The organism is Sphingomonas abietis, from assembly GCF_027625475.1.
Lineage (GTDB): Bacteria > Pseudomonadota > Alphaproteobacteria > Sphingomonadales > Sphingomonadaceae > Solisphingomonas > Solisphingomonas abietis.
Map to the genome: position 1 here is coordinate 1,237,639 of NZ_CP115174.1, position 26,730 is coordinate 1,264,368.

Genomic DNA, 26,730 nt, shown 5'->3' on the forward strand with positions numbered 1-26,730 from the left:
AACCGCAAAAACAGCAAAAAGGCCGGCGGTGAGGCCGGCCTTTTCGGTATGGTCTTCTCAGGGACGCGTCAGACCAGGCGCGACTGCTTCAATGCGGCCTGCACGAAGCTGGCGAACAGCGGGTGCGGATCGAACGGCTTGCTCTTCAGTTCCGGGTGGAACTGCACGCCGACGAACCAGGGATGGTCCGGCCGCTCGACGATCTCGGGCAACTGGCCATCGGGCGACATGCCGGAGAAGACCAGGCCGCCCTTTTCGAGCGCTTCCTTGTAATGGATGTTCACTTCGTAGCGATGGCGGTGGCGCTCGCTGATCGCGGTATCGCCATAGATGGTCGCGACATGGCTGTTGCCGGCGAGCGTCGCATCATAGGCGCCCAGCCGCATCGTGCCGCCGAGATCGCCGCCTTCCTCGCGCTTCTGGAGGCCCTCTTCGGTCATCCATTCGGTGATCAGGCCGACGACGGGCTCGTCGGTCGGGCCGAATTCGGTGGTGGAGGCCTTCTCGATGCCCGCGGTGTTGCGCGCACCTTCGATGCACGCCATCTGCATTCCCAGGCAGATGCCGAAATAGGGGACGTTGCGCTCGCGGGCGAACTTCACCGAGGCGATCTTGCCCTCGGAGCCGCGCTCGCCGAACCCGCCGGGAACGAGGATGGCGTGCATCGGCTCCAGCGCCGGCGCGATGTCCTTTTCCGGTCCCTCGAACAGCTCTGCGTCGAGCCACCGGATGTTCACCTTCACCCGGTTGGCGATGCCGCCATGGACCAGCGCCTCGTGCAGCGACTTATAGGCGTCCTTCATGCCGGTATATTTGCCGACGACGCCGATCGTCACCTCGCCCTCGGGATTGGCGAGGCGGTCCTCGATATCGACCCAGCGGCGCAGCTCGGGCGCGGTCGCGTCGGGATCGATATCGAAGGCGCGCAGCACCTCGGCGTCGAGGCCCTCGGCATGATATTGCTGGGGCACGCCATAGATCGTCTCGGCGTCGAGCGCGGGGATCACGGCTTCGGGGCGCACGTTGCAGAACAACGCGATCTTGGCGCGTTCGGCGGCCGGCAGCGGCTGCTCGCAGCGGCAGACCAGCACGTCGGGCTGGATGCCGAGCGCGGTGAGATCGCGGACGCTGTGCTGGGTCGGCTTGGTCTTCAGTTCGCCGGCGGCCGCGATGTACGGCACCAGCGTCAGGTGGACGAAGATCGCGTTGCCGCGGCCGAGATCATTCTTGAGCTGGCGGATCGCCTCCATGAACGGCAGCGATTCGATGTCGCCCACGGTGCCGCCAATCTCGCACAGCACGAAATCGAGATCGTCGACCGCGTTGCGGGCGAACTGCTTGATCGCGTCGGTCACGTGCGGGATCACCTGCACGGTGGCGCCGAGATAGTCGCCGCGCCGTTCCTTGGCGATGATCGTCTGGTAGATGCGGCCCGAGGTGACATTGTCGCTCTGGCGCGACGGGACGCCGGTGAAGCGCTCATAATGGCCGAGATCGAGATCGGTCTCCGCGCCGTCGTCGGTCACATAGACTTCGCCATGCTGATAGGGCGACATCGTGCCCGGATCGACGTTCAGATAGGGATCGAACTTGCGGATGCGGACCCGATAGCCCCGCGCCTGGAGGAGTGCGGCGAGCGATGCCGCCATGAGACCCTTGCCCAGCGAGGAGACCACGCCGCCGGTGATGAAGATGAACCGCGCCATGGGAACCGAGCCTTAGCGGTACGAATCGAGGAAGGGCAAGACAGGGACTCCTGTTACGCGCACAAAGGAACGCCCGCGCCGGGCTGGCGCGGGCGATGAGGTTTTTCGGATCGGCGGTTTACTGCGGCGTCGCGCCGTTCGCGGGGGCGGCCGGCGTCGCGCCGTTCTCCGTTGCCGCGGCAGGCTTCGCGGCGGCGGGTGCCGGCGTCGCGGCCGGCGCCGTGCTCGCCGGCTTGCGGGCGATCGAGACGCCGCCGCCGATATTGCCGATATTCCCGATCGCCTTGTCGGCCTTGCTGGTGTCGATCTTCTTGATTTCGGCGGCCGGGCCGGCCTTGCGGAGCGTTTCGGCGTTGGCGCGCTCGGCGGCGGCCTGGGCCTTCAGCTGCTCGGGCGTCGGCGCCGGGGCAGGGGCGCCCGGCAGCATCGCGGCCGGATTGGCGCCCGGCGTCGCGGGGGCACCGGCCATCGGGATGCCCGGCAGCGGCGACCCGGTGGCGGCCGGCGCGGTGATCGGCGAGACCGGCCCCTGCGTCGCCAGGCTCGCATCGATCTTGCTGCTCGAATCGCGGTGCGAGGCGAGGGCGGCGATCAGGAAGGCCATCAGCACGAACACCGTCGCCAGCACCGCGGTGGCGCGGGTGAGGAAGTCGGCCGCGCCGCGTGCGCTCATCAGGCCGGCGGGGCCGCCGCCCATGCCGAGGCCGCCGCCTTCGGACTTCTGCATCAGGATGACGCCGACCAGCATCGCAGCGATGATGGCGTGGATGACGAGCAGGAAGGTAATCATCGGGCGGCTGTCTCTTCGGCAGGTTCGAGGGCGCCCGAACGCGAAGCCCGGACGACAAGCGCCGCCCTCTAGCGCGTGGAGGCCGCGAGTTCAATGATCGGAGGGGCGATGATGGCCGAGACCATGATCGGGGCGGTGCGGCGGCGGCAGGTCCGGACGGGAAACCTGCGGGACATATGATGGATATGGCGATCCGGCCGGGGGCACCCTAGATGCGATGCACGCCGTCAGTGTCTCGCGGCGCGAACGGAGCAGTCATGGCAAGACGGATGGGATGGGTTGCAGGCGCCGCGGTCGCGCTGGTGCCGCTCTTGTGCGGAGCCGCCTCGCCGGCCGCGACTCAGGCCCCGCCCCAGGGGGGCACCATCACGATCGAGGCCCACACCGCCGACGGCAGCGTCGATCCCGCGATGCCCGCCTTCGTGGGCGCGGCGACGGAGGCGCTCACCGACCGGGGCTTCACGATCCTGGATAGCGCCGCCCACACCGCTTATGTCGCCGAGCTGATCGTCAGCCAGGCCGCCGTCGGCACCGGCATGGGCAGGGATCCGGATGCGGAGAAGGTCAGTGTCGGTGCGGGGCTGATGGTCCCGCTCTCGACGGGCAATTCCAACGTCATCACGCTGCGCCGGAGCCGGCTGGAGCTGCGTATCCACAAGCGTGGAGACACCGGCGTCGTCTGGAGCGGGGCGGCCGTGACCGTCCGCCCGACCGGCTCGGCCAAGGGATCCAACGCGACTGTGGCGGCCGACCTCAGCGCGGCGTTGCTGCGCGGTTATCCGGCCGTGCCGGAGGATGTGGTCGGCGTGCCGTAGGGCGGGTTCCGCCCCAAGAGGCGCCCCTTTGCCAAATCTCGTCACCCCGGACTTGATCCGGGGGCCAGCTGCTTGGTTCCGGCTGGACCCGGAAGACGCTGGATCCCGGATCAAGTCCGGGATGACGTAAAATGGAATGACTGCTTCCGCCCAGAAGCGGACATTCGGAACGGTTCTTTCCGTCGCCGATAGCCGCCGCTCCGGCGCTATGATATTCGATCGCGGATGATCGGAGGGTCTATGGGCGTGATCGCATCTGTTGTTGCCGGGATAGCTGCGTTGATGATCATTGCCGTCGTTGACCTGTGGTCCGACCGCGTTCTGACACGCGCATTGCTCAAGCTCATGGGCCGCATTCCTCCATTTCGCCGGAATGGCTCCTATCGCTCGCAGGCAGCGCCGGAAAAGTATGCGGCGTTGCGGAGGAAAAGGGCTGGCGGCTAACGCCCCAGTCTTTGCCATCGAAGGCTTGGTTCGCGCTTCCCGATTGCGGACATCCTATCGAAGCGGCATCATCGTGGCATGGGATTGATCGGAACGAGGCGCGCTCTGAAAATCGTGATCTGGCTCGCGATGGTCGCGGGACTAGCCGGTTGGCTGTGCATGTGGTTCACCGAAGAAGCGATATGGGCGACGCATCAGCCACACTGTGCAGACTTCGCCATGATCGAGTTGAAGGGCCGCAGTTATAAAACCTGCTCTTATCTGGCCACACGATACAGGGTCGGGGAATACTCGTTCATGGTTGCTTGGCTGATCATGGCAGCCGGTATTGTAGCGGGTCGTCGCCAAAGTCAGCCCCGGCCACCAAGCGATGCCGATCGGACGGGCTCCCCGTCATCCTGACGAAAGTCAGGATCCAGAGCCTCGGGTGTCCGCGATGGCGGCTCTGGATCCCGGATCAAGTCCGGGATGACGACCAAAGAATGGCCGGTTCCCGCCACTTTACCCGTCCTTGACCCCGTAACGAAAACGGCCGGGCATCGCTGCCCGGCCGCTCTCCTGTCCCGGCCTTGCGGCAGAGATCAGGCCTGGGTCTTCTTCGCCGCGGCCTTCTTCGCCTTGCCGGCCTTGGGCGCGGCCGGGGTGATCTCGAAGGCCAGCGCGTCATCCTTCAGCTTCACGCGGACCTCGCCGCCATGGACCAGCTTGCCGAACAGCAATTCCTCGGCGAGCGGCTGCTTGATCTTCTCCTGGATCAGGCGGCCCATAGGGCGGGCACCGTAGAGCTTGTCATAGCCCTTCGCGGTCAGCCAATCGCGGGCATCGTCCTCGAGCGCGATGTGGACGTTGCGATCGGCCAGCTGGAGTTCGAGCTGGAGGATGAACTTCTCGACGACGCGCGCGACGACCTCGGTCGGCAGATAGCCGAAGGGGACGATGGCATCGAGGCGGTTGCGGAATTCCGGCGTGAACATCTTCTTCACCGCCTCCTCCTGCACATCCTCGCGCGACGAGACGCCGAAGCCGACCGATTCGCGCGCCATGTCGCTGGCGCCGGCATTGGTCGTCATGATCAGGATGGTGTTGCGGAAATCCACCGTCTTGCCATGGTGATCGGTGAGCTTGCCGTTGTCCATCACCTGCAACAGGATGTTGAACAGGTCCGGATGGGCCTTTTCGATCTCGTCGAGCAGCAGCACCGAATGCGGCTGCTGGTCGACGGCATCGGTGAGCAGGCCGCCCTGATCATAGCCGACATAGCCAGGGGGCGCGCCGATCAGCCGGCTGACCGAGTGGCGCTCCATATATTCGGACATGTCGAAGCGCTGGAGCGGGATGCCGAGGATCTCGGCGAGCTGGCGGGCCACCTCGGTCTTGCCGACGCCGGTGGGGCCGGAGAAGAGATAGTTGCCGATCGGCTTGTTGGGCTCGCGCAGCCCGGCCCGCGACAGCTTGATTGCGGACGCCAGCGTCTCGATCGCCTCGTTCTGGCCGAACACCACGCGCTTGAGATCGGTCTCGAGGCTGGCGAGCACCGTCTTGTCGTCGGCCGAGACCGATTTGGGCGGGATGCGCGCCATCGTCGCGATCACGGCCTCGATCTCCTTGGGGCCGATCACCTTCTTGCGGCGGCTCTCGGGCAGCAGCATCTGCATCGCGCCGGCCTCGTCGATCACGTCGATCGCCTTGTCGGGCAGCTTGCGGTCGTTGATGTAGCGCGCCGACAGCTCGACCGCGGTCTTCACCGCGTCGACCGTGTATTTCAGGTGGTGATGTGCCTCGAAGCTGGGGCGCAGGCCGGCGATGATCTTGATCGTGTCCTCGATCGTCGGCTCGTTGACGTCGATCTTCTGGAAGCGCCGGAGCAGCGCCCGGTCCTTCTCGAAATGATTGCGGAATTCCTTGTAGGTGGTCGAGCCGATGCAGCGGATCTGCCCGCCGGACAGCGCCGGCTTGAGCAGGTTCGACGCATCCATCGCGCCGCCCGAGGTCGCACCGGCACCGATCACGGTGTGGATCTCGTCGATGAACAGCACCGCATGGGGCAGCTTCTCGAGCTCGTTGACGACCTGCTTCAGCCGCTCCTCGAAGTCGCCGCGATAGCGGGTGCCGGCGAGCAGCGCGCCCATGTCGAGCGAGTAGATGACGGCCGGCTTGAGCACCTCGGGCACCTGGCCCTCGATGATCTTGCGGGCGAGGCCTTCCGCGATCGCGGTCTTGCCGACGCCGGGATCGCCGACATAGAGCGGGTTGTTCTTCGAGCGGCGGCAGAGGATCTGGATCGTGCGATCCACCTCGGCATGGCGGCCGATCAGCGGATCGACGCGGCCTTCCTTCGCCTTCTCGTTGAGGTTGACGGTGAACTGCTTGAGGGCGCTGTCCGCCTTGCCCTTGGGCTCGGCCTTGGGTGCCTTGTCTTCCTCGTTACCCTTCACCTCGCGTGCCTCCGTCGGTTGCCCGCCCTTGCCCACGCCGTGGCTGATGAAGCTCACGGCATCGAGGCGCGTCATGTCCTGCTGCTGCAGGAAATATACCGCATAGCTCTCCCGCTCGCTGAAGAGCGCGACCAGCACGTTGGCGCCGGTCACCTCCTCGCGGCCCGAGGACTGTACGTGAAGGATGGCGCGCTGGATCACGCGCTGGAAGCCGCTGGTGGGCGACGGATCGGTCTCGGCATCGGTCTTGAGCGCATCGAGCTCGGTGTCGAGATAATGGGTCACCGCATCGCGGAGTTCGCTGAGTTCCACCCCGCAGCCCGCCATCACCTCGGCACCATTCTCATCGCCGATCAGGGCGAGCAGCAGATGCTCCAGCGTGGCATATTCATGCTTGCGCGTGCTGGCGGCGGCCAGCGCGTTGTGCAGGGTGGTTTCCAGCTCTCGGGCGAAAGAAGGCATATTCGATCAACTCCTCAGCAGCGGCCCGACGAAGCGAACCGCCGTACCCGCTATGTCGGGTGACGATCGCGTTTCATCAAGGATGCCCTCTCCCAAGCGGGGTCGGATGCGATTGCCGCTCGGGGAGCGGGCCGTCCTCATCGCTTGAATAGGCTGTCCGCGGTTGCGCGATGGTTAACGGCGCCTTCAATCTTCAGTCGAACGCGCCGTATCTCGGATTCCAGCGCGGCGATGCGCGCATGAAGTTCCTCGACCGAGAGCGGATCGAGATCCTGGCGCAACAGCGCGACGACGGGATCGTCGGCGCGCTTGGGCAGGAAATCGTCCGGTTCCATGTGACGGATCGTTGACCTGAAACACCGCGCTGTCAATAAACGCCACGAACGGTTCGGCGCGAAGAGGGGAAAATGTGGCAGACCTGCCCGAACATATGATGGCGATCGATCCGGAAACCGCGGGCGGCCCGGAGATTCTGGTGCCGGTCGAGCGGCCGGTGCCGGTGCCGGGCCATGGCGATTATCTGATCAAGGTGGCGGCCGCCGGGGTGAACCGGCCCGACGTGATGCAGCGCAAGGGCCTGTATCCGCCGCCCAAGGGTGCGCCCTCGATTCCGGGTCTGGAGATCGCCGGCACGATCGTCGCGGTCGGCGAGGGGGCGGATGTCACCATGCTCGGCCAGAAGGTCTGCGCGCTGGTGTGGGGCGGCGGCTATGCCGAATATTGCGTGGCACCCGCCGGCCAGTGCCTGCCGGTGCCGCCCGTGCTCACGATGATCGAGGCGGCGGCGCTGCCCGAAACGCTGTTCACCGTATGGAGCAACCTGTTCGAGCGCGCTTATGCGATCGAGGGTGATACCGTGCTCGTCCATGGCGGCACCTCGGGCATCGGCACGATGGCGATCATGCTCGGCCGGCTGTTCGACCTCACCGTGATCGTCACCTGCGGATCGGACGAGAAATGCGCGCGGGCGATCGAGATCGGCGCGGCCCATGCGATCAACTACAAGACCCAGGATTTCGTCGAGGAGGTGAAGCGCATCACCGACGGCAAGGGCTGCCAGGCGGTGCTCGACATGATCGGCGGCGATTATGTGCCCAAGAATCTCCAATGCCTCGCGCCGGACGGGCGGCATGTCACCATCGCCGTGCAGGGTGGTCCGAAGGCGACGGTGAGCCTGGTCGATATCATGATGCGCCGGCTGACCATGACCGGATCGACGCTGCGTGCCCGGGACGTGGCGTTCAAGTCGCTGGTCGCCGAGGAATTGTTGCGAGTCGTCTGGCCGCATGTCGTGGACGGGAGGCTCAAGCCGGTGATCGACGCGACCTTCCCGCTGGCCGACGCCGCCAAGGCGCATGCACGCATGGATGGCGGCGACCATGTCGGCAAGATCGTGCTGACGATGGAGCCATAAGCGGAGCTTGTCACCAGTCCGCGGCTTTGGCGTTGCCGGCCTGTCACGATCGCATTAGCCGTTCGCGCGCCGAGCGGAAGGCTGGCCTCCGCTGGCGGTTGAAAAAGGGCGCGCGCGATGGACGATCTGATTCTGCATGAAGACCCGATTTCGGGCAATTGCTACAAGATCCGGCTGGTCGCGGCGTATCTCGGCCTGCCGATCGAGCGGCGGTTGTACTATATCCGCAAGGGCGAGACGCGGACGCCGGAATTCCTCGCGACGGTCAATGCCAATGGCCGCATTCCGGTGCTCCAGATCGGCGATCGCTTCCTGCCGGAAAGCAGCGCCGCCTGCTTCTATCTCGCCGACGGGTCGCCGCTGATCCCGGACGATCGCTTCGATCGTGCCGACATGCTGCGCTGGATGTTCTTCGAGCAATATCATCACGAGCCCAATGTCGCGACGTTGCGGTTCTGGCTGGCCTATCTCGGCAAGGACCGGCTGAGCGCAGCGCAGGCGGCGTCGCTGCCGGCCAAGCGCGCCGCCGGCGAAGCGGCGCTGGCGCTGATGGACGCGCATCTGGCCGGACGGGATTTCTTCGTCGGCGGAACCTTGTCGCTCGCCGATATCGCGCTTTATGCCTACACCCATGTGGCAGGCGAGGGCGGCTTCGATCTCGATCGCTGGCCGGCGATCAGGGCCTGGCTCGCGCGCGTGGCGGTCATGCCCGGCTACATTCCGATGAACAGCTGAATATCGCTGCAAGTCATTGATGGCATAACTGCTTTTCGATAAAAGTATCGAACAAGCATCGTGCCTTTGTTGTGCCTATATGATGAACGTCAGATAAATGCAGGAACTTCCGCTTCGGGGTGCTCGTTGGGCGGCCCAGACCAGAAGCGTGAAGGAGAATAGTGATGCGTAACTTCAACCGATATATGCGCGGTGCGTCGATTTCGGCCTTGGTGGCGCTCTGTGCCGTTCCCGCCCATGCCGGCTGGGGCAAGGCTGATCGCGCCCATGCCGAAATCTCGTCGGCGCAGGCCAAGCTCGACAGCGCCAACAAGGTCGGCGCGAGCGGCAACAGCCCGGCGATGGTGGCGCGCGCGCAAGCCGAGTTGAATCTCGCCAAGCAAAATCTGGAAAGCGGCAACAAGGACAAGGCGATCGAGCAGGCGATCGACGCCGGCCGTATTGCCGACACCGCGATCGGAGAGGCGAACCAGGCGCAGAATGCCGCATCCGCGCAGCAGGCCGCTGCCTCCGATGCGCAGGTCCAGCAGGTCCAGCAGGATGCCCAGGCCAAGGTGGACGACGCCAACGCCCGTGCCAATGATGCGGCTGCCAGCGCGCAGGATGCCAGCCAACGTGCCGCCGCCGCGCAGGAACAGGCCAACGCCCTGCGCAACCAGCCGCCAGTGGTGGTAACGACGACGACCGAAAAGACCACCGCGTCGCACCCGGTCCACCGCGTCGTCCACAAGGTGGTGCGCCGTCCGGCCACGACCACGACGGCCGAGCAAACCACGACGACGGTGAGTGCGCCGCAGCAGTAAAGGAACGAGCCTCCCGGCCGTCGTCCTGCAGGGGCGGCGGCCGGTATTTCGTCCGACGCTCTTCGTCTCCCAATGGCTCCCGTGCGGAACGGCTTGCTCCCTGCCGCTTGGCGGATTACATTGGCGCCATGCACAGGCCGCTCCCGCGTTGGGGCGGCCCTTTCTTTATCTGCGCGGAGAGACCATCGTGGCCCAGCCCCTCATGCCCCATGCGACAGCGTCTTGGCTGGTCGACAACACGTCGCTGAGCTTCCCGCAGATCGCGGAGTTCTGCGGGCTCCACATCCTCGAAGTGCAGGCGATCGCCGACGATACCGCCGGCACCAAGCTGACCGGCCGCGATCCCGTTCGCGCCCATGAGCTGACCCAGGCCGAGATCGACAAGGGCCAGGCCAACCCCAATTACAAGCTGCTGATCGCCAAGGGCCCCGAGCAGGCGCGCCGCACCAAGGGGCCGCGCTACACGCCGGTCTCCAAGCGGCAGGACAAGCCGGACGGCATCGCCTGGATCATCCGCAACCACCCCGAAGTGTCGGACGGCGCGATCGGCAAGCTGATCGGCACCACCCGCACCACGATCGGCGCGATCCGCGATCGCAGCCACTGGAACATCGCCAACATCACCCCGAAGGATCCGGTGACGCTCGGGCTCTGCTCGCAGCGCGAACTGGACGCGGCGATCGCCAAGGCAGCCAAGGCGGCCGGCATCGAGGCGCCGGTCGACGATCGTCTCTCGGGCGATCGCGCCGCGCTGATCGAGGAGCTGCGTGCCCAGCGCGACGCCGCGCATCGTCCGGCGCCGGCCGAAGGGGCGGTGGCCGACGATGCTGCGCCGCGGCCGAGCTATCAGCTGCCCGAGGGCGTGATCGATCCGTTCAAGCGCTAAAGGGTTGCCGGGTCAGGCACTTCGGGCGCTTGACCCGCTCCCTCGCCATAGCCACAAGCGGGCCATGGCAGACACCCCAATCGCCGAGCTGAGTTTCGAGGACGCGCTGAAGCGCCTGGAAACGATCGTGCAGCAGCTCGAAAGCGGCGACGTCCCGCTCGAAAAGTCGATCGAACTCTATGGCGAAGGGGACAGGCTGCGCGCCCAGTGCGAGCAGCGACTCAAGAGCGCGCAGGCGAAGATCGACCAGATTCAACTCGGCGGCGATGGCGCCCCCGCAACCCTCAGGCCCTTCGATGCCGAGTGATCCGATGGCAAACCCCCTTTCCCTGAACCTTTCCGAAGCGATGCGGTCCGTGGCGGCCGAGATCGACGCGATGTTCGACAGTCTGCTCACCGTGCCGGACGATCCGCGCGCAGTGTTGTACGAGGCAATGCGCCATGCCGCGATCGGCGGCGGCAAGCGGCTGCGTCCGCTGCTGGTGTTCGCCTCCGCCAACCTGTTCAACGTGACCCGCGAAAGCGCGCTGCGCGCCGGCCTCGCGATCGAGGCGCTGCACGTCTACAGCCTCGTCCATGACGACATGCCGTGCATGGACGATGACGACATGCGCCGCGGCAAGCCGACCGTCCACAAGCAGTGGGACGAGGCGATCGCGGTGCTGGCCGGCGATGCCCTCCATGCGCTCGCCTTCGAGATCGCCGCCGATCCGCTGACCCATCCCGATCCGTTCGTGCGGGCCGAACTGTCCTACGAACTGGCGCGGGCCAGCGGGCCGTCGGGCATGGCGGGCGGGCAGATGATGGACCTCGTCGCCGAGGAAACCACCTTCGATCTGCCGACCACCACGCGCCTCCAGCAGCTCAAGACCGGCGCGCTGATCAGCTTCTGCCTCGAAGCCGGCGCGATTCTCGGTCACGTCCCGCCGGAAGGACGCCGCAGCCTGCGTGCCTATGCCCGCGACATCGGCCTCGCCTTCCAGATCGCCGACGATCTGCTCGACGTCGAGGGCGATGCGGCGGTGGTCGGCAAGGCGACCGGCAAGGATGCCGGCGCCGGCAAGGCGACCTTCGTGTCGCTGCTCGGCGTCGAACGTGCCCGCGCGCAGGCCGGGATGCTGGTCGATCAGGCGATCGCCCACCTCGCCAGCTTCGGCACCGAGGCCGATCTGCTGCGGGCGATCGCGCGCTACGTCATCGAACGGAATCATTGAGGGACCGAGCATGGGTGAGCGCATCGGCATCTATCCGGGCACGTTCGATCCCGTCACGCTGGGCCATATGGATATCATCCGGCGCGCCACCGCGCTGGTCGACAGGCTGGTGATCGGGGTCACCACCAATCCGTCCAAGTCGCCGATGTTCACGCTCGACGAGCGGCTGGCCATGGTCCGTCGCGAAACGGCCGCGCTCGGCGCCTGTGCGGGCAACGCCGCGATCGAGGTCGTCGCGTTCGACAGCCTGCTCATCCATTTCGCCCGTGCCCGCAAGGCGTCGGTGATCGTGCGCGGCCTGCGCGCCGTCGCCGATTTCGAATATGAGTATCAGATGGCCGGCATGAACCAGCAGCTCGATCGCAAGATCGAGACGGTGTTCCTGATGGCCGACGTCGGCCTCCAGCCGATCGCCTCTCGCCTGGTCAAGGAGATCGCGATGTATGGCGGCGACATCGGTGCGTTCGTGCCGGGCACTGTCGCGGCCGAGGTCGGCGAGCGCGTCCAGCGCCTCGGCGTCAAGGGCGATCCGGCGCTGCGCGTTTCGTGACGGGGCGGGCGCGTTCAGTGATAGGAAAGCGTCGCCGCTTCAGCTAGGTCCAACGACGATATGAATTATGTTCGCCGCATTCCGGAGCCCGGCCATCCCATGAGACTTGCTGTCGCCCTCGTCCTCACCTCCGCGCTGCTGATCGGCGCGCCGGCCGATGCCGCCAAGAAGGCCAAGGTCAAGATCCGGCCGGCCGACCAGATCGCGACCAACGATCTGACCGGCTTCCTGCCGCCGCCGCTGACGCCCGCCACCACCTGGGATCTCGATCTCGACGATGGTGGCCGTGTGGTGATCCAGCTCCGGCCGGACAAGGCGCCGAAGATGGTCGAGCAGATCAAGACGCTGACCGCGCAGGGTTTCTACAACGGCCTCGATTTCCATCGCGTGATCGACGGCTTCATGGCGCAGGGCGGCGACCCCAAGGGCACGGGCGAGGGTGGCTCGTCGCTGCCCGACGTGCCGGCCGAGTTCAACGATCTGCCGCATGTGCGCGGTGCCGTGGCGGCGGCGCGGGCGGCGTCCGAGAACAGCGCCAACAGCCAGTTCTACATCATGTTCATGCCGAACCTGAAGCTCGACAACCACTATACGGTGTTCGGCCGCGTCGTCTCCGGCATGCAATATGTCGATGCGATCCAGCGGGGCGAGCCGCCGGCCCACCCGACCCGGATCGTGCGCGCGATCATGGCGGACAATCCCGCCGCCAGCACCCCGCCACCGCCGCTCCCGCCGGTCGCCGCGGCGCCGACGGTATCGCCGCCCGGCGATCAGGCGCCGGCGCCCGCCGCGCCGCAGGGCACGACCCAGCAATAACGGAATGGTCGCTGCAAGGCGGCCCTGCCTACGATATGCGTGTCGATCTCTTCGATTTCGATCTGCCGGCGGAGTCGATCGCGCTCCGCCCGGCGGTCCCCCGCGATGCGGCGCGGATGCTGGTTGCGAACGGGGCCACGCTGGCGGATCGCACCATGCTCGATCTCGCCGACGAATTGCGGCCGGGCGATTGCCTCGTCTTCAACGACACCCGCGTCATCCCGGCCCAACTGGAGGGGCGGCGCGGCGAGGCGAAGATCGGCGCGACGCTCCACAAGCGCGAGGGGCCGCGCGACTGGCGGGCGTTCGTCCGCAACGCCAAGCGGCTGCGCGATGGCGACCGGATCGATTTCGGCGCGGCAGTGACGGCACTGGCCGGCGATCGCGGCGAGGATGGCAGCTGGCTGCTCCATTTCGAGGGCGACGAGCCGGTCGAACTGCTGCTGGAGCGGGCCGGCCGGATGCCGCTGCCCCCCTATATCGCCGGCAAGCGCCCCACCGACGCGCGCGACGCCGAGGATTATCAGACGATGTTCGCGCGCGAGGCAGGAGCCGTCGCCGCGCCGACCGCCTCGCTGCATTTCACCCCGCGGCTGATGGAGCGGCTGGCGGGGGCGGGCATCGGCCATGAGACGCTGACCCTGCATGTCGGGGCGGGCACCTTCCTGCCGATGAAGGTGGACGATACCGATGATCATCGGATGCACGCCGAATGGGGCCGTATCGATGCCGCCACCGCCGATCGGCTCAATGCGGTGAAGGCGCGGGGCGGCCGCCTGATCGCGGCGGGCACCACCAGCCTGCGCCTGCTCGAAAGCGCCGCCCGCGACGATGGGACGGTGGCGCCGTTCGAAGGCGACACCGCGATCTTCATCACGCCGGGCTATCGCTTTCGCGCAGTCGGCGGCCTGGTCACCAACTTCCACCTGCCGAAATCGACCCTGTTCATGCTGGTCTCGGCGCTGATGGGGCTCGACCGGATGAAGGCGGCCTACGCCCATGCCATCGAGAATGGCTACCGTTTCTACTCCTACGGGGATGGTTCGCTGCTGCTGCCATAAGGGCGGGGGTATCGGATGCGCGGCATGGAAGGATAAGCCCTGTTCGCGCAGGCGGGCGGCGGGCTGACGACCCTGCACAATGTCGCTTTCCGCCTGATCGTGCGGTGGGAATATTGGAACGGCCAAGCGTCGCGGCTAGGGCTGGCGAATGCCCAGACCCGATTCCCGATCCGCGCCCATGATCCTGATCGGCAGGCCGATCCTGCCGCAGATCGCCGGCTGCGGCGATGCCTGACATGAAGACGGCCTCGTCGATCGGGATATTGCTGCCCGCCTCCTGCGCGCTTGCGGCCGCGCTGGAATGGTGCGGGCTGCCGGCCGGGTTGCTGTTGGGGCCGATGATCGCGGCGATCGGGTTGGCCGCCTCGGGCGGCACATTGCGGCTGCCGCCCTGGCTCTCGGCGGCGGCACAGGCGGTCATCGGCCTGATGATCGCGCAGTCGCTGACGCTGTCGATCCTCGCGACGGCGGCGCATAAGCCGTGGATATTCGTCGGCAGCACGCTGGCGACGCTGATCGTCGCGGTCGCGATCGGGTGGTTGCTCGCCCGCTGGCGGGTTCTGCCGGGCTCGACCGCGATCTGGGGCTCTATGCCCGGCGCGGCGACCGCGATGGTGCTGATCGCCCGCGACGAAGGGGGCGATTGGCAGTTGGTGGCGGTGATGACCTATATCCGGGTCATCCTGGTGGCGGCGCTCGCGTCGCTTCTGGCGGTGATCATGACCGGTCATGGCGGCAGCCACCCGCCCGGCGGCGCGTGGTTCCCGGCGCTTGCGCCGATCGGGCTGGCCGCGACGATCGGCCTCGGGGTGCTCGGCGTGGGGGGCGGCAGGCTGCTGGGGCTTCCCGCCGCGGCGCTGCTCGGGCCGATGATCCTCGGCGCCGTCGCCGGCGGTACGGGGCTGCTGCATCCCGAATTGCCCGGCTGGGTTCTGGCGCCGGCCTATCTGCTGGTCGGCTGGCGGATCGGCCTCGGCTTCACCCCGCAGATCGTGAAGATCGCGTGGCGGGCCGCCCCGCAACTGCTTCTCGCCGTCGGCACGCTCGTCCTGTTCTGCGCCGGATGCGGGGTGGTGCTTTCGCACGTCGCCGGAATCGATCCGCTGACGGCCTATCTCGCCACCAGCCCCGGCGGCGCGGATTCGGTGGCGATCATCGCCAGCGCGACACCCGTGGACGTGTCGTTCGTCATGTCGATGCAGGTTATCCGCTTCGTGGTCGTCCTGCTCGTCGGCCCCGCTATCGCCCGCCGGGTGGCCAGGCGGTTCGATCGCCAGCAGGCGCGGAGCGACGCGCAGGGTTCGATCCGATTATGAGGAGGCATCGATCGGGAGACAGGCGGGCGAGAGACAGGCGGGTGCGAGACAGGCGGGCCACACCACATCGCGCTGTCAGCCGATGACCGCCGCCAAGATCGATCTGCCGGTGCATCGGATCAGGGCCTATATGGAGCCGGGGCCGATCGTTCTCGTCACCAGCGCCCATGACGGCGAGCGCAACGTGATGACGATGGGCTGGCATCTGGTGATGGAGTTCTCACCATCGCTGATCGGCTGTGTCATCGCCGGCGGCAATCATAGCTTCGATCTGGTTCGCGCCAGCGGCGAATGCGTCATCAACATCCCGACCGTCTCGATGGTCGATGCGGTCGTCGGCATCGGGAACAGTTCGGGCCGGGATGTCGACAAGTTCGCGCATTTCGGCCTCGCCACCGATCGGGCGGTAGAAGTCGCCGCCCCGCTGCTGCGCGACTGTCACGCCAATCTGGAATGCCGGATCTTCGATGATGCGCTCGTGGATCGCTATAATTTCTTCATCCTCGAGGTGGTGAGGGCGCATGTCGCGAGAACGCCCAAAAACCCGGAAACACTTCATTATACCGGGGATGGCGTGTTCGTGCGCGCGGGGAGGACGATCAGCCGGCGGGCTGACTTTCGGCCGGCCCTGCTGGGCAATGGCCGATAGTCCGCGCCGCTGGCGCCCGTCGAGGGGGCGCCGTGCGACGAGTGAGGCTCACCGTGTGAGCAGGCACGAGGTCATGACGCGCCGCTCCTACGACGCGCCATTCCTACGCCGGGTGTCCCAGCCTTTGCGGGCGGCCGCCGATCGTTGCTCGGCAGAGCCGGATTTGTGCGCCAATCCGCCGCGCGAGGAGGAGGCATGGTTGTCGGGCGTGCCACGGCCCGATCCGGACTTGTTGCCCCCACCCGATTCCTTGTTGACGGTCGCCCACGCCCGGCTCGCGGCTTCCTGTTCGGACACGCCGCGCTTCTCGTAACTTTCTTCGATATGCGCGGCCTTGCGCTTCTGCTTGTCGGTATAGCTGTCCTTGTCACCACGCGGCATGATCTGCTCCTTTGCATCACCTCGTACCGATGCGCCTTCCGTGCGGGGTAAGGGGCTACAGCATCTCCAGCGCGACCTTGCCCCTCGGCCGGGGGAAAAGCCGGTCGATGGTCGCCACGGCATCGTCATCGAGCGTGATTTCGGCCGCTGCTCGATTATCCCGAACATGCTCGACGCTCGCCGCCTTCGGGATGGCGATGATCCCGGTATGCCGCAAAACCCATGCGAGGACGATCTGGGGCGCGGTTGCGCCGAACCGCCGGGCCAGTGCCGCCAGGTCGGCATGATCGACGAGGCGGCCCTGCTCGACCGGGCTATAGGCCATCGCCGGAATTTTCCGCCCGGCCAGCCATGGCAGCAGATCGATTTCGGGGCCGCGGCGGGTCGGATTATAGAGGATCTGATCGGTCGCGCAGGCTTTGCCGCCGGCCGCCATGAGCTCCTCCATGTCGTCGGTATCGAGATTGCTGACGCCCCAGTGGCGGATCTTGCCCGCCTCGCGCAGCCGCTCCATCGCCTCGACCGTCTCCGCCAGAGCGACATTGCCGCGCCAGTGCAGAAGATAGAGATCGATCCGGTCGGTCGCCAGACGGCGCAGGCTGGCCTCGCAGGATCGGTGCAGACGATCGCGCGAAGCATTGTGGGGATAGGCCTTGCTGACCAGGAACACCGCGTCGCGTCGCCCCGAGATTGCGTGCCCGACCAGCTCTTCCGACGCGCCATCGCCATACATTTCGGCGGTGTCGATCAGGGTCATACCCAAGTCGATGCCGGTGCGCAGCGCAGCCAATTCGCTTTCGCGTCTGGCTGGATCCTCTCCCATCATCCATGTGCCTTGACCGAGCGCAGGCACCGTTTCGCCATCGGGCAGGGCGATCGGGGTCATCAGGCGGCAGCCCGTTCAGGAACAGCCTTGATCATGCTGGCGCGTCTCCATCGGTGCAGGATGATGTTTTCCAACGTCGCATTCCCAACGTCACAACCGCGACGATGTGCCCGCGCGCCCGAAATTTTCGGTTCCTGAATATTCGATGTTCAGGCGTCTCCCGAAGAGGGTGGGGTCGGCACTGGCGGAACAATAAGTTTGACGGCTTGTTTCGGAAACGAATTAAACATCCATGGGAGAGCGTTTCGTGATCGGCACAATTCTCGTCATCATTCTCATTCTGATGCTTGTCGGTGCCTTGCCGAGATGGGGGCATAGCCGGAGCTGGGGTTACGGCCCCTCGGGCGGTCTCGGTCTCGTTTTGATCATCCTGATCATTCTGATCCTGCTGGGCCAAGTCTGAGACGACGGCATTCCCGACGGCAGATGGTTTCGTTCGCGGCGACGACCGCGGACGATCCATCTTCCGCTGAGTTCGAAACGACATTCGCCGGATCAGGCCACGATCCACGGCCGAAGCGATCGTCATCCTGAACCTGTTTCAGGATACCAGCAAAGCTTGGCGCTGAGCGCCCGGCGGAGGCGGGATGCTGAAACGACACGATCATCCGACATTCCGCCAATCCGAATGTCGATCGGCTCCAGACGATATGGGCCGCCAGGCAGGCGTGGGCGGCGCGGATCGATGCCGGCAGCGGTGTCCGAGACATCGGATCATCGGCCATCGCAGCCGCGATATTGCGCTCCATCGCAGGCGTTCATCGCGTGGGGGATGAGCGCCGCTATTGGCCGCCTGCCGGCGTGTAGTTCCGATTCCCAATGGTCGAAACGGTATAGGCCCGCGCGACAGGCGAGGGTGATCGCCGGGTGGTGCTCGTCCTCGAGACGATAGGGGCGATCAGCAATGAAATCCCCGCCGGGCATCCGCTCGACGGGGATTTCACGCGATCATCCGCATCAAGGATCAGCCTTACGGGCTGACCGGCCGGTGATGGTCGTTGCTGTCGAAAGCGCCAACGCCCGCGGCGACGCCGGTGCCGGCCGCCACCACGGCCAGAGCGGCCAGGATGGTGCTCGTCGAGGCCAGGTTCGAGGCCTGACCGTGCGTCGTGGCGCCGGCGCGCGCGCCGGTCGTCAGAGGCGCCGCGGTCGACGGCGTCACCGCCGCCAGCGTAGAGGGGGCCAGCAACCCCACAACGGCCAATGCTGCCGCTACCTTTCCAAGCTTCATGCTCGGTCTCCCTTCTCACACGCGGTGGAGACCCACCGCTGATTCTCCATAACATATTTTGGGCGAATAAGGATGCATGACATCAGCTGGCAAATGTTTGGCCAGTGGGCCTCGAGCATCGGCTCGCTGTCGGGGCGCTGAGGACTTCGGCTCTTGGCAGGTCTTTCGTCAGCGATATCCATGCTTTGGCCGGAAAGTCCCGATTTTTCTGATCTCTTGCTGGATCTGACTGATCGGGCATGCGAGCGGGAACGGCCGGGCGTCGCCCGGATATCGCGTCCGCTCTCTCGCGCTTTTGCAAAGCCGCTCTAGAATCTGCCGCCGATCCACCCGATGGATGGGAAGCCCTGCCTCGGGCGACGCGCGATTTTGCCAAGGGAGTGACGATCTGATGTGCATGGTCCTCGATACGACCGGCCGGATGCCGGCTCTGTCCGGCCGCGACGGGCCGGGGGCGGGTGACGCGGCAGGCGTGTCGCCCGGGCTGATCGGCACCTTCGTGGCGACCCGCGACATGACGGACCTTGCCGATGGCACGCAGATGGTGCGGACGACGGGGCACCGCGAGGCGGGCGTGGGGGGCGGCCTCTATCTCAGGGACGATACCATCGGCGCGGACTTCGCGGCCGCCCATCCCTTGTGGACGTTTCGTGCGCGCTGGGCGGACGGCTCGGTGCATGGCTATCGGCTGGTGCCGAACGAGGATGGAGCGGTGCTCTTCGATGCGTTCGGGGCCTATGGCGATGCGACCTTCGATCCGAAGACGGGCGTCGCAACGGGGTCGGACGATATGCCGGCGTGGCTGGCGATGGACGACTTCCTGCAGACGTGCAGCACGCGCTCGACGAATGGCTATTACCGATCGCTGTTACCGGTTCGCTTCGGGCGGCGATGCTATCGCTTCGCCAGCCCGATGGCGCTGAAGCACGGAAGCTATGCGCTCCTCGGCAGCGCGGCATCCGGTGCGCAGAATGGTGGCTATGGCACCGTGTTCGTCTGCACCGGCCTGCGCGGCATCACGCTCGAAAATTACAATACGCACGGCGGCGCAGCGGATTCGGACAAGGCCGCTACCGGAGCGATGGGGTCGGTGCTTTCCGATATCACCCTCTTCGGCGCTAATAACGACACCGGGCTGAACCGCCACGGCGTCTGGGATCGATCGGGCAGCAGCCGGATCACCAACCTCAAGGCGATGTATTTTGCCGATGACGGCATTCGCGTCGGCATCGGCGATGGCGGCGGCGCCGCGAAGCTCGGCCTGAGCGACAATGGCCGTTACGAGGACATCGTCTGCTCCTTCAACGGCGGCAATGGCATCAAGTGCGTCGGCGGGGACAGCAATGCCAACATCTTCATCAACATCGTCTGCAACAGCAATGGCCTGTTCGGGGTGTGGGAAAGCTCGTTCCTCGGCAATAGCTGGATCGGCGGGCAGGAAGACGGCAATGGCAGCGCGGTCGCCGGGCGCCCGTGGGATCGCCATGGCACCTCGTCTTTCTGCGCCTATGCGGGCCGCCATTATGGCGTGGTCGCCGGCCGCGATGCCGCGGCGTCGATGACGTGCCCCGGCACCGACGAGACGGTCTGGTATCCGTTCGGCGAAGGCGCCCCCAACGCGGCGGTGCCGGCCTGGATGGCCGGCATGGTCTGGAAGAGCGGCGGCTCGTCGCTGTACGACAACCCCAATGCGCCCGTCGCGGTGGTGGGGAAATATAAGGAGGGCGGGCTCGGCCTGATCCAGAATCCGGGCGGTCGGGCGATTTTCCTCAACGGCATCGCGGCGCAGTCCGTGCTGGGCGGCAAGGGCGCGGTCTATGCGGCGGACGGCATCACATTATTTCCAGGGGGGGCCGGCACGATCACCCGGGCGGACCCGGCCCATGGCGAGACCGAAACCCGGCAGGGCGGAGGCGGTGCCGCCGACGGCGCCGTCTCGCTGGCGATGAACAGCATCGTCGCGCCGGCCGGTTTCGCCTGGTCGTTCAACTTCGCCCGCAAGGCCTATAGCCTGCGCTATGGTGGCAGCGATCCCGAGATGATCCTGTGCGCCGGCCCATCATCGACCATGACCTACGGACGGCCGCATCCGGTGCGCAACCCGGCCGTGCAGATTGCGAGCCTGTTCGTGGGCGTCGAGGACAAGGCGCGGCAGATCGATTTCGCCATGGCGGCCCCGGCCGTGGGCGATCATGGCCGGGGCGACATCGTGTTCAACCTCGATGCGACGGCGGGGGGCTTCGCGGGCTGGATCTGCGTCGCCGCGGGGACGCCCGGCACCTGGAAGACCTTCGGCGCGATCGGCGACTGAGGCGGTTCCCGCTGGTTACGCGCCGCGCAGCGTCCGGTCGAAATGGGCGACGGTCCAGCCGATCGCCTCGACCAGCAGCGCCGGATCGTAGCGCGGGCCTTCGTCGCGCAGGAAGGCGTGGGCGGCGTTCACCTCGGTCCATGCATAGCGCGCGCCGGTCTCCTCCAGCCGCGCACGGATCCGCTCGCGGCCGGCGAACGGCACATGCGGATCCTGGCGGCCCCAGACGAACAGCGTGTCCGCGGCCAGTTCGTCCATGCGCGCGAGGCTGTCGTCGGACTGGCCGGCGCCGAGCGTGCCCGAATGGATATCGGTCGCGTAGAAGCAGACCGCCGCCGAGACCGAGGGATTGAGCGCGGCGCGATAGGCGAGGTGACCGCCGAGACACACGCCGAACGTGCCGAGCCGGCCGTTCGAGCCGGGATGCCCGGCCAGAAAATCGAGCGCCGCGCGGGCATCGTCATCGAAAGCCGAGAGCGGCTTGCCGAATTTCAGCGCATTGCCACGCTCCGTACCGGCCGTGTCATAAGCCAGCGCGGTGCCCGCCGGCTCGTCTTCATGATAGACTTCGGGGATGCCGACGACGAAGCCATGGCCGGCGATCAGCGCCGCCAGCCGCCGGATCGGCGCCGTCACCTGATAGATTTCCGAGAATAACAGCACCGCCGGGAAGCGCCCGGGGCCGGCCGGGCGGACGAGGTGGACCCGCATCATGCCGGTCGGCGTGGCGATGTCTTCATGCTCGTCCGTCAGGATGATCATCGATGCACTCCCGTTGCAAGGCCATTGCGGGCTCTGCCTAGCGATCCCGCCGCCAGCCGTCGCGGAAAATCGGGCAGAAGCGCCCGCCGCCCATGACCGGGCATCATGCCGGCGATCTGCCTTGCAAAGCGATGCAACGGATCGCCGCCGATCGCGTTCACCCATCAAAATCGGTGGAAAACCGTGCCCCGGAGCCTATCTGGTCAAGCCGCCGACGGAGAGGATGGCAGGTGTGTCGTATTTCCGTTGATGGAGTGTGTCATGATTGCGTCCAACATTCCCCAGATCGCCCTGAACGACGGGGGAAGCATTCCCGCGATCGGGTTCGGCACCTATCTGCTCAACGGCCGGGCCGGCGTGGAGGTGATGGTCCGCGCGCTCCATAATGGCTACCGCCTGCTCGATTTCGCGTTCAACTACGAGAATGAAGGCGCGGTCGGGCAAGCCGTCCGCAGCGCCGGGATCGCGCGGGAGGAGATCAGGATTGTCTCCAAGCTGCCCGGTCGCCATCAGGCCTTCGACAAGGCGATCGTGACGATCGAGGAATCGCTGCTGCGCGCGCAGCTCGATTATTACGACCTCTATCTGATCCATTGGCCGAACCCGCAGCAGGGCCATTATGTCGAGGCATGGACGGCGCTGATCGAGGCCCGTTCGCGCGGCCTGGTGCGCTCGATCGGGGTGTGCAACTTCCTGCCCGAGCATCTGGAGACGCTGGACCGCGAAACCGGCGTGCTGCCGAGCGTGAACCAGATCGAGCTGCATCCTTTCTTCCCGCAGGACGAGCAGCGCGCCTTCGATGCGAAGCAGGGCATCGTCACCCAGGCATGGAGCCCGCTGGGGCGCGCCAACGAGCTGCTCCACAATGCCGGGCTCAAGCAGATCGCGGATCGGCTGGGCAAATCGATCCCGCAGGTGATCCTGCGCTGGCAGATCGAGATCGGTGTCGTGCCGGTGCCCAAGGCGACCTCCGACGAACGGCAGATCGAGAATCTGTCGATCTTCGATTTCACGCTCTCCGACGAGGACAAGGCCGTCATCAGGTCGCTCGCGCGGGCCGACGGTCGGATCGCCGGGCAGGATCCTGCGACCTACGAGGAATTCTAGGGCCGGATATCTCCTGCACGGGCATGGTCCGATCGCGGCCTTGACCGGATTTCAGCACACCGCTCTCGATGAAAGGAATTTGCGATGCCCCACGCCCTGTTCGGATACCGCCCCCTCGCGGCGATCGTTCCCGCTCTTCTCGCGACGGGAACGTCCGTCGCCGCCGCGCCGTCACCCCATTATGTGACGATCGTGCATCAGGCCGACGTCACCCGCCCGGCCGGCGCCGTCTGGGCCAGGATCGGCCATTATTGCGATCTGACGAAATGGATGGGCAAACCGTGCGAGATCGTCGCCGGCAAGGATGGCGAGATCGGCGCGACGCGGCTCATCGATCACAAGATCGTCGAGATTCTGGTGGGCCGCACCGCGACATCCTATACCTATACGCAGACCGACCATATCAGTGCGCCCTTGCACCTCTATCATGGCACGCTCGCCGTAGAGCCGATCGACGGCCGCTCGTCGCGGATCGTCTACACCTTATTCTACGACAATAACGGAATCAGCGATCCGACCGCCCGTGCCAAGGAGGTGCAGCAACGCTCCGCCCTGTTCGCGAAGGCGGTGAAGACGATGCAATCGATGGCGGAAGCCGCCCCGGCGTCCTGATCGACAGCCGGGCCCCGTTCACGCTTCAGGAGATCATCCATGCCGGAAATCGTCGTACATGCCGTATCGGGCCGCAGCGCCGCGCAGAAGAAGGCGTTGATGCAGGCCATCACCGAGGCCGTCGTGACCCATTTTTCGGTCGCTGCGGACCTCGTCGTCGTCCAGATCGTCGAATCCGGAGCCGACAGCAAATCGCGCGGCGGGGTGCCGTTCAGCGAGCGCTGATCCCGGCATCGCGTCGAGGCGCCATCCATCGGCATGGCGCCAGTCGCAGCCCTCCCATGACGCGGGATGACAGAGTGAACGCCGATCAACATTGGTTGATACTGGCTTAACCTCGGCAACAAACGGGATCGTCCTATCCCGGTCATGGTTCGGCAACTTCTTGTAATTGGGAGGTTGCTATGATTTCCGCGAAGAATCTCATGGGATCTATCACGCTGACCGCGATGGCGCTGTCGCTGGCGGCCTGCAATACCACCGGCAGCACCCGGCTGGCCGGCATCGGCGCGGGCGACGGCGGCAATAGTGGGGGCAGCGGCGGTAGCGGCGCTGGCGACGGCTCGGGCAGCGGTGGCGACAATGGCACGGGGACCGGCACAGGCACGGGCAGTGGCGGCACCGGGTCGGGCGGCACGGGGTCGGGTGGCACCGGATCGGGCGGCACGGGTTCTGGCGGGACGGGTACGGGCGGCACGCTGGCGAGCCTGCCGATCGGATCGGTCACGGGATCGGCTGGTGTCGCCGGAACCGGCATCCTCCCCAATGTCGGGCAGGCCGGGCAGGCGTCGCCACTGGCGCCGGTGCTTGTCGTCGCCGGCAATGCCGCGCTCGGGCTGGGATCGGCCCATGCCGCTGTCGCCCAGGCGGTGAACGGCGTCGCACCGGGGCTGGAGCCGGCCACCGACGCGGTGACGCAACTGCTCACCAACACCGGCACCGCCCTGAACGGCGCCGCCGATGGCAGCACGCCGCTGGTCGATGGCGTCACCAAGGCGGTGGCGCCGGTCGCGACGGTCGCGCTCGGCGGGACCACCCTGCTCGGCGATGCGTCGGGCAGTTCGCTGGTCGCGGTCAGCGCCGGATCGCCGGCCACCGGCAGCGGCTCCGTCGTGGATCTGCACCTGGCCCAGAACAGTGCGCTGCCGGCCGCCGGCAATCTGCTCGGCGCGCAGGTCGCCGACGCGACATTGGCCCATCCGACCGGCACGCCGGCGGTCGACGTGCAGGTGCTGTCCCCCAACTCGCCCGAAGCGCAGGCGCTCGGCGTCGGCGTGCTCAGCAACGGCGCGGTCGCATCCGTCACGGCGCCGGCGCTCAATGGCGTGACCGGCAAGCTGGCGCAGGCGGCGGGCAGCGTGCTGCCCAGTGGCGGCGCGGCACTTCCGGGCAATGGCCTGTTGGGTGTCCAGGCCGCCAATGCCACGCTGATCCCGGCGTCCGGCACGCCGGCGATTGCCGCCAATGTGCTGTCGTCCAGTGCGCCGACCGCAAGCGCGCTCGGTGTCGGCGTCCTGAGCGGGGGCCAGCTGGTCAGCGTGACGCTGCCCGGAGTGACCAGTGCGGGGGCGGCGCCCATCGCCAATCCGCTGGCTGCGGTCGGGACGATCCTGCACCATTGATGCAATCGGGGCGGGCGCCGGCCGGCGCCCGCCCGTCCTCCTCCGTTCAAGAGCGACCTTATGCGATCATCTCGGCTTTTCGCCGGGGGGCTGGCCGCCTTATGGGTGGCCGCCGCCCATGGCCAGGCGGTTCCGGGCAGCCCCACCGGCCTGCTCATCGATCAGGGGCGGATGGCGGCCACGCGCCAGGCACCGTCGTCCGCGCCGGTCGCGCCGCCCGCCACGCCGGACCATGTCACCAGCGTCGCCCAGGGCGCCAGCAATGCCGGGCTGATCAAGGGCGTGCGGTTCGACGGGGTGGAGGCGCCGGCCGGCGTCGCGGCGGCAGCGCGCCCTTTCCTGGGCCGCCCGGCCTCCACAGAAACGCTCCAGGCGCTCGCGAACGCGCTGTCGGACGCCTATGGCCGCAGCGCGATCGCGCTCTACACGATCGGGATACCGGCGCAGAGTTTCGAGGGCGGCATTCTCCATGTCCGCATTGCCGAGGGCTATATCGAGCAGGCGATCGTGACCGGCGATATCGGCAAGAGCTCGGTCAAGCTGGTCCAGCAATATGCCAAGGTGATGGCGGTCGAACGGCCGCTGCGGAAGAGCAGCCTGCAACGCTATCTCTCGCTGATCCGCGACATTCCCGGCCTGTCCGTCGAGGCCAAGCTGCTCCGCGGCGATCGCCCCGGCGGGGTCAGACTGGTGCTGATCCTCAAGCAGCGGACCCATGATTTCGCGCTGAGCTTCGACAACCAGACCCAGCAACAGCTGTCCGACGGCGAGTTCCAGGCGCAGGGCAAGCTCTACGGGGCGCTGCGGCCGGGCGACGAGACCGACGTGACACTGGCGACCTCCACCAATTTCAAGGCGTTCCAATATGCCAACCTGACCCATTCGACACCGCTCGGCGCGGACGGCACCCGTGCCACCGTCTCGGTCGCCCATCTCGCCACCCGCACGCGGCACAGCCACATCAAGGGCAATGCCGACATCGCCTCCTTCGGGATCAGCCATCCGCTGATCCGATCCTATCAGCGCAACCTGACGGTCAGCGCGTCCCTCGATGCCGTGAACAGCGACAATGCGGTGCTGGGTTCGCTGCTCGCGCGCGAACGGACGCGTGCCGCCCGCGCCGCCGCGATCTTCTCGGACAGCGGCGCGAAGCATGTGCTGAGCGCGAGCCTGATCGTCAGCCGCGGTCTGGATGGGCTCGGCGCCGACACCGCCACGACGCTCGCCGATCCGCGCTTCATCAAGATCAACGGCACGCTGTCGCTCAGCCGCTCCCTCGGCAAACATTTCGTCGCCCGGCTGAACGGTGCGGGCCAGTGGAGCGACGACGCCTTGCCGGCGGTCGAGCGCTTCCTCGTCGGCGGTGCCAATTATGGCCGGGCCTTTCCGGTGGCGACGCTGGCGGCGGATCGCGGCGCGGCCGGCAGCGCGGAGATTGCGTGGCGGCCGGCTCTGCCCAAGGCGTTCGCCAACAGCGAGCTCTATCTGTTCGGGGACAAGGCCGGCGTCCGCTATGTCGCGCGCGGGCCGATCCCGGCGGCGAGCTACGATCTCGCCTCGGCGGGCGGCGGCGTGCGCCTGGCCTTCCGCGACAAAGGGGAACTGGACCTGGAGGCGGCGCGCCGGATCGACAGCCCCTATCCGGGTTTCGACAAGGATTGGCAGCTGAACGTCGCGTGGCGGCTGGCGCTGGGCCATTGACGCGAGAGGCGCCGGGGCGAT

The 26,730-nt window shown here is 66.7% G+C and carries 28 protein-coding genes and 1 pseudogene; 20 read left to right on the top strand and 9 right to left on the bottom strand.

Annotated features, from left to right (window positions below):
* Positions 1–68: 68 nt before the first annotated feature.
* Together PBT88_RS06035 and secG are read right to left on the bottom strand one after the other, a co-directional pair.
* Positions 69–1,706, bottom strand: coding sequence for a CTP synthase (locus PBT88_RS06035; protein ID WP_270078310.1), 1,638 nt, complete (start codon positions 1,704–1,706; stop codon positions 69–71).
* A gap of 427 nt (positions 1,707–2,133) precedes the next feature.
* Positions 2,134–2,496: pseudogene (secG, locus tag PBT88_RS06040) on the bottom strand (preprotein translocase subunit SecG); the annotation flags it as partial.
* A 257-nt stretch (positions 2,497–2,753) separates the two neighbouring features.
* Between secG and PBT88_RS06045 the strand changes: the two are divergent.
* Positions 2,754–3,311, top strand: a complete 558-nt coding sequence (locus PBT88_RS06045) for a hypothetical protein (protein ID WP_270078311.1) — start codon at positions 2,754–2,756, stop codon at positions 3,309–3,311.
* A gap of 240 nt (positions 3,312–3,551) precedes the next feature.
* Positions 3,552–3,755 carry a hypothetical protein gene (locus PBT88_RS06050; RefSeq protein WP_270078312.1) on the top strand — a complete coding sequence of 68 codons (204 nt, stop codon included), beginning with the start codon at positions 3,552–3,554 and terminating at the stop codon, positions 3,753–3,755.
* Positions 3,756–4,336: 581 nt separating this feature from the next.
* On the opposite strand, the gene clpA is transcribed toward PBT88_RS06050, so the two are convergent.
* On the bottom strand, positions 4,337–6,652 hold the full coding sequence (clpA, locus tag PBT88_RS06055; RefSeq protein ID WP_270078313.1) for an ATP-dependent Clp protease ATP-binding subunit ClpA: 2,316 nt from the start codon (positions 6,650–6,652) through the stop codon (positions 4,337–4,339).
* A gap of 137 nt (positions 6,653–6,789) precedes the next feature.
* A complete protein-coding gene (locus PBT88_RS06060; protein ID WP_270078314.1) occupies positions 6,790–6,987 on the bottom strand; it encodes a DUF1192 domain-containing protein in 198 nt (65 codons plus the stop codon).
* A gap of 74 nt (positions 6,988–7,061) precedes the next feature.
* Between PBT88_RS06060 and PBT88_RS06065 the strand changes: the two genes are divergently transcribed.
* From PBT88_RS06065 to PBT88_RS06115, 11 genes are all read left to right on the top strand, one after another.
* On the top strand, positions 7,062–8,066 hold the full coding sequence (locus PBT88_RS06065; protein ID WP_270078315.1) for an NAD(P)H-quinone oxidoreductase: 1,005 nt from the start codon (positions 7,062–7,064) through the stop codon (positions 8,064–8,066).
* Between the two features lie 117 nt (positions 8,067–8,183).
* Complete coding sequence (locus PBT88_RS06070; protein WP_270078316.1) at positions 8,184–8,801, top strand: glutathione S-transferase family protein; 618 nt, start codon at positions 8,184–8,186, stop codon at positions 8,799–8,801.
* A gap of 164 nt (positions 8,802–8,965) precedes the next feature.
* Positions 8,966–9,604 (top strand): hypothetical protein, encoded by a 639-nt coding sequence (locus PBT88_RS06075; protein ID WP_270078317.1) that lies wholly within the window; start codon positions 8,966–8,968, stop codon positions 9,602–9,604.
* Positions 9,605–9,806: 202 nt separating this feature from the next.
* Positions 9,807–10,490, top strand: a complete 684-nt coding sequence (locus PBT88_RS06080; RefSeq protein ID WP_270079195.1) for a DUF1013 domain-containing protein — start codon at positions 9,807–9,809, stop codon at positions 10,488–10,490.
* Between the two features lie 64 nt (positions 10,491–10,554).
* Positions 10,555–10,797 (top strand): exodeoxyribonuclease VII small subunit, encoded by a 243-nt coding sequence (locus tag PBT88_RS06085; protein WP_270078318.1) that lies wholly within the window; start codon positions 10,555–10,557, stop codon positions 10,795–10,797.
* The gene (locus PBT88_RS06090) at positions 10,787–11,704 is read left to right on the top strand and encodes a polyprenyl synthetase family protein (protein ID WP_270078319.1); all 918 of its coding nucleotides are present in this window, start codon (positions 10,787–10,789) and stop codon (positions 11,702–11,704) included. The genes PBT88_RS06085 and PBT88_RS06090 overlap by 11 nt, the downstream gene beginning before the upstream one ends.
* Before the next feature lie 10 nt (positions 11,705–11,714).
* A complete protein-coding gene (coaD, locus tag PBT88_RS06095; protein ID WP_270078320.1) occupies positions 11,715–12,254 on the top strand; it encodes a pantetheine-phosphate adenylyltransferase in 540 nt (179 codons plus the stop codon).
* Between the two features lie 99 nt (positions 12,255–12,353).
* Entirely contained in the window at positions 12,354–13,070 is a 717-nt protein-coding gene (locus PBT88_RS06100; protein WP_270078321.1) for a peptidylprolyl isomerase, read from the top strand.
* A 35-nt stretch (positions 13,071–13,105) separates the two neighbouring features.
* On the top strand, positions 13,106–14,131 hold the full coding sequence (gene queA, locus PBT88_RS06105; protein ID WP_270078322.1) for a tRNA preQ1(34) S-adenosylmethionine ribosyltransferase-isomerase QueA: 1,026 nt from the start codon (positions 13,106–13,108) through the stop codon (positions 14,129–14,131).
* Positions 14,132–14,367: 236 nt separating this feature from the next.
* Positions 14,368–15,447, top strand: a complete 1,080-nt coding sequence (locus PBT88_RS06110) for an AbrB family transcriptional regulator (RefSeq protein WP_270078323.1) — start codon at positions 14,368–14,370, stop codon at positions 15,445–15,447.
* Positions 15,448–15,529: 82 nt separating this feature from the next.
* A complete protein-coding gene (locus tag PBT88_RS06115; protein ID WP_270078324.1) occupies positions 15,530–16,096 on the top strand; it encodes a flavin reductase family protein in 567 nt (188 codons plus the stop codon).
* 87 nt (positions 16,097–16,183) lie between these two features.
* Here the strand turns inward: PBT88_RS06115 and PBT88_RS06120 are convergent, their stop codons facing one another.
* Complete coding sequence (locus PBT88_RS06120) at positions 16,184–16,477, bottom strand: plasmid stabilization protein (RefSeq protein WP_270078325.1); 294 nt, start codon at positions 16,475–16,477, stop codon at positions 16,184–16,186.
* A 55-nt stretch (positions 16,478–16,532) separates the two neighbouring features.
* A complete protein-coding gene (locus tag PBT88_RS06125) occupies positions 16,533–17,363 on the bottom strand; it encodes an aldo/keto reductase (protein WP_270078326.1) in 831 nt (276 codons plus the stop codon).
* A gap of 283 nt (positions 17,364–17,646) precedes the next feature.
* Here PBT88_RS06125 and PBT88_RS21130 point away from each other — a divergent pair, with 283 nt between their 5' ends.
* Complete coding sequence (locus tag PBT88_RS21130; protein ID WP_456115222.1) at positions 17,647–17,766, top strand: DUF3309 family protein; 120 nt, start codon at positions 17,647–17,649, stop codon at positions 17,764–17,766.
* Here PBT88_RS21130 and PBT88_RS06130 read toward each other — a convergent pair.
* Both PBT88_RS06130 and PBT88_RS06135 read right to left on the bottom strand, forming a co-directional pair.
* Entirely contained in the window at positions 17,738–18,112 is a 375-nt protein-coding gene (locus PBT88_RS06130) for a hypothetical protein (protein ID WP_270078327.1), read from the bottom strand. The two genes, PBT88_RS21130 and PBT88_RS06130, sit on opposite strands and share 29 nt — an antisense overlap.
* Before the next feature lie 221 nt (positions 18,113–18,333).
* Positions 18,334–18,594 (bottom strand): hypothetical protein, encoded by a 261-nt coding sequence (locus PBT88_RS06135; protein WP_270078328.1) that lies wholly within the window; start codon positions 18,592–18,594, stop codon positions 18,334–18,336.
* A gap of 397 nt (positions 18,595–18,991) precedes the next feature.
* Here PBT88_RS06135 and PBT88_RS06140 point away from each other — a divergent pair, with 397 nt between their 5' ends.
* A complete protein-coding gene (locus PBT88_RS06140; protein ID WP_270078329.1) occupies positions 18,992–20,905 on the top strand; it encodes a hypothetical protein in 1,914 nt (637 codons plus the stop codon).
* Positions 20,906–20,920: 15 nt separating this feature from the next.
* Here the strand turns inward: PBT88_RS06140 and PBT88_RS06145 are convergent, their stop codons facing one another.
* Positions 20,921–21,667, bottom strand: coding sequence for a dienelactone hydrolase family protein (locus PBT88_RS06145; RefSeq protein ID WP_270078330.1), 747 nt, complete (start codon positions 21,665–21,667; stop codon positions 20,921–20,923).
* A gap of 261 nt (positions 21,668–21,928) precedes the next feature.
* Between PBT88_RS06145 and PBT88_RS06150 the strand changes: the two genes are divergently transcribed.
* The 5 genes from PBT88_RS06150 to PBT88_RS06170 all read left to right on the top strand — a co-directional run bounded on the left by PBT88_RS06150 (position 21,929) and on the right by PBT88_RS06170 (position 26,709).
* Positions 21,929–22,774, top strand: a complete 846-nt coding sequence (locus PBT88_RS06150) for an aldo/keto reductase (protein ID WP_270078331.1) — start codon at positions 21,929–21,931, stop codon at positions 22,772–22,774.
* Positions 22,775–22,858: 84 nt separating this feature from the next.
* Complete coding sequence (locus PBT88_RS06155) at positions 22,859–23,386, top strand: SRPBCC family protein (protein WP_270078332.1); 528 nt, start codon at positions 22,859–22,861, stop codon at positions 23,384–23,386.
* Positions 23,387–23,425: 39 nt separating this feature from the next.
* The gene (locus tag PBT88_RS06160) at positions 23,426–23,611 is read left to right on the top strand and encodes a tautomerase family protein (protein WP_270078333.1); all 186 of its coding nucleotides are present in this window, start codon (positions 23,426–23,428) and stop codon (positions 23,609–23,611) included.
* Positions 23,612–23,790: 179 nt separating this feature from the next.
* On the top strand, positions 23,791–25,008 hold the full coding sequence (locus PBT88_RS06165; RefSeq protein ID WP_270078334.1) for a hypothetical protein: 1,218 nt from the start codon (positions 23,791–23,793) through the stop codon (positions 25,006–25,008).
* Positions 25,009–25,068: 60 nt separating this feature from the next.
* On the top strand, positions 25,069–26,709 hold the full coding sequence (locus tag PBT88_RS06170) for a ShlB/FhaC/HecB family hemolysin secretion/activation protein (RefSeq protein ID WP_270078335.1): 1,641 nt from the start codon (positions 25,069–25,071) through the stop codon (positions 26,707–26,709).
* Positions 26,710–26,730 lie beyond the last annotated feature (21 nt).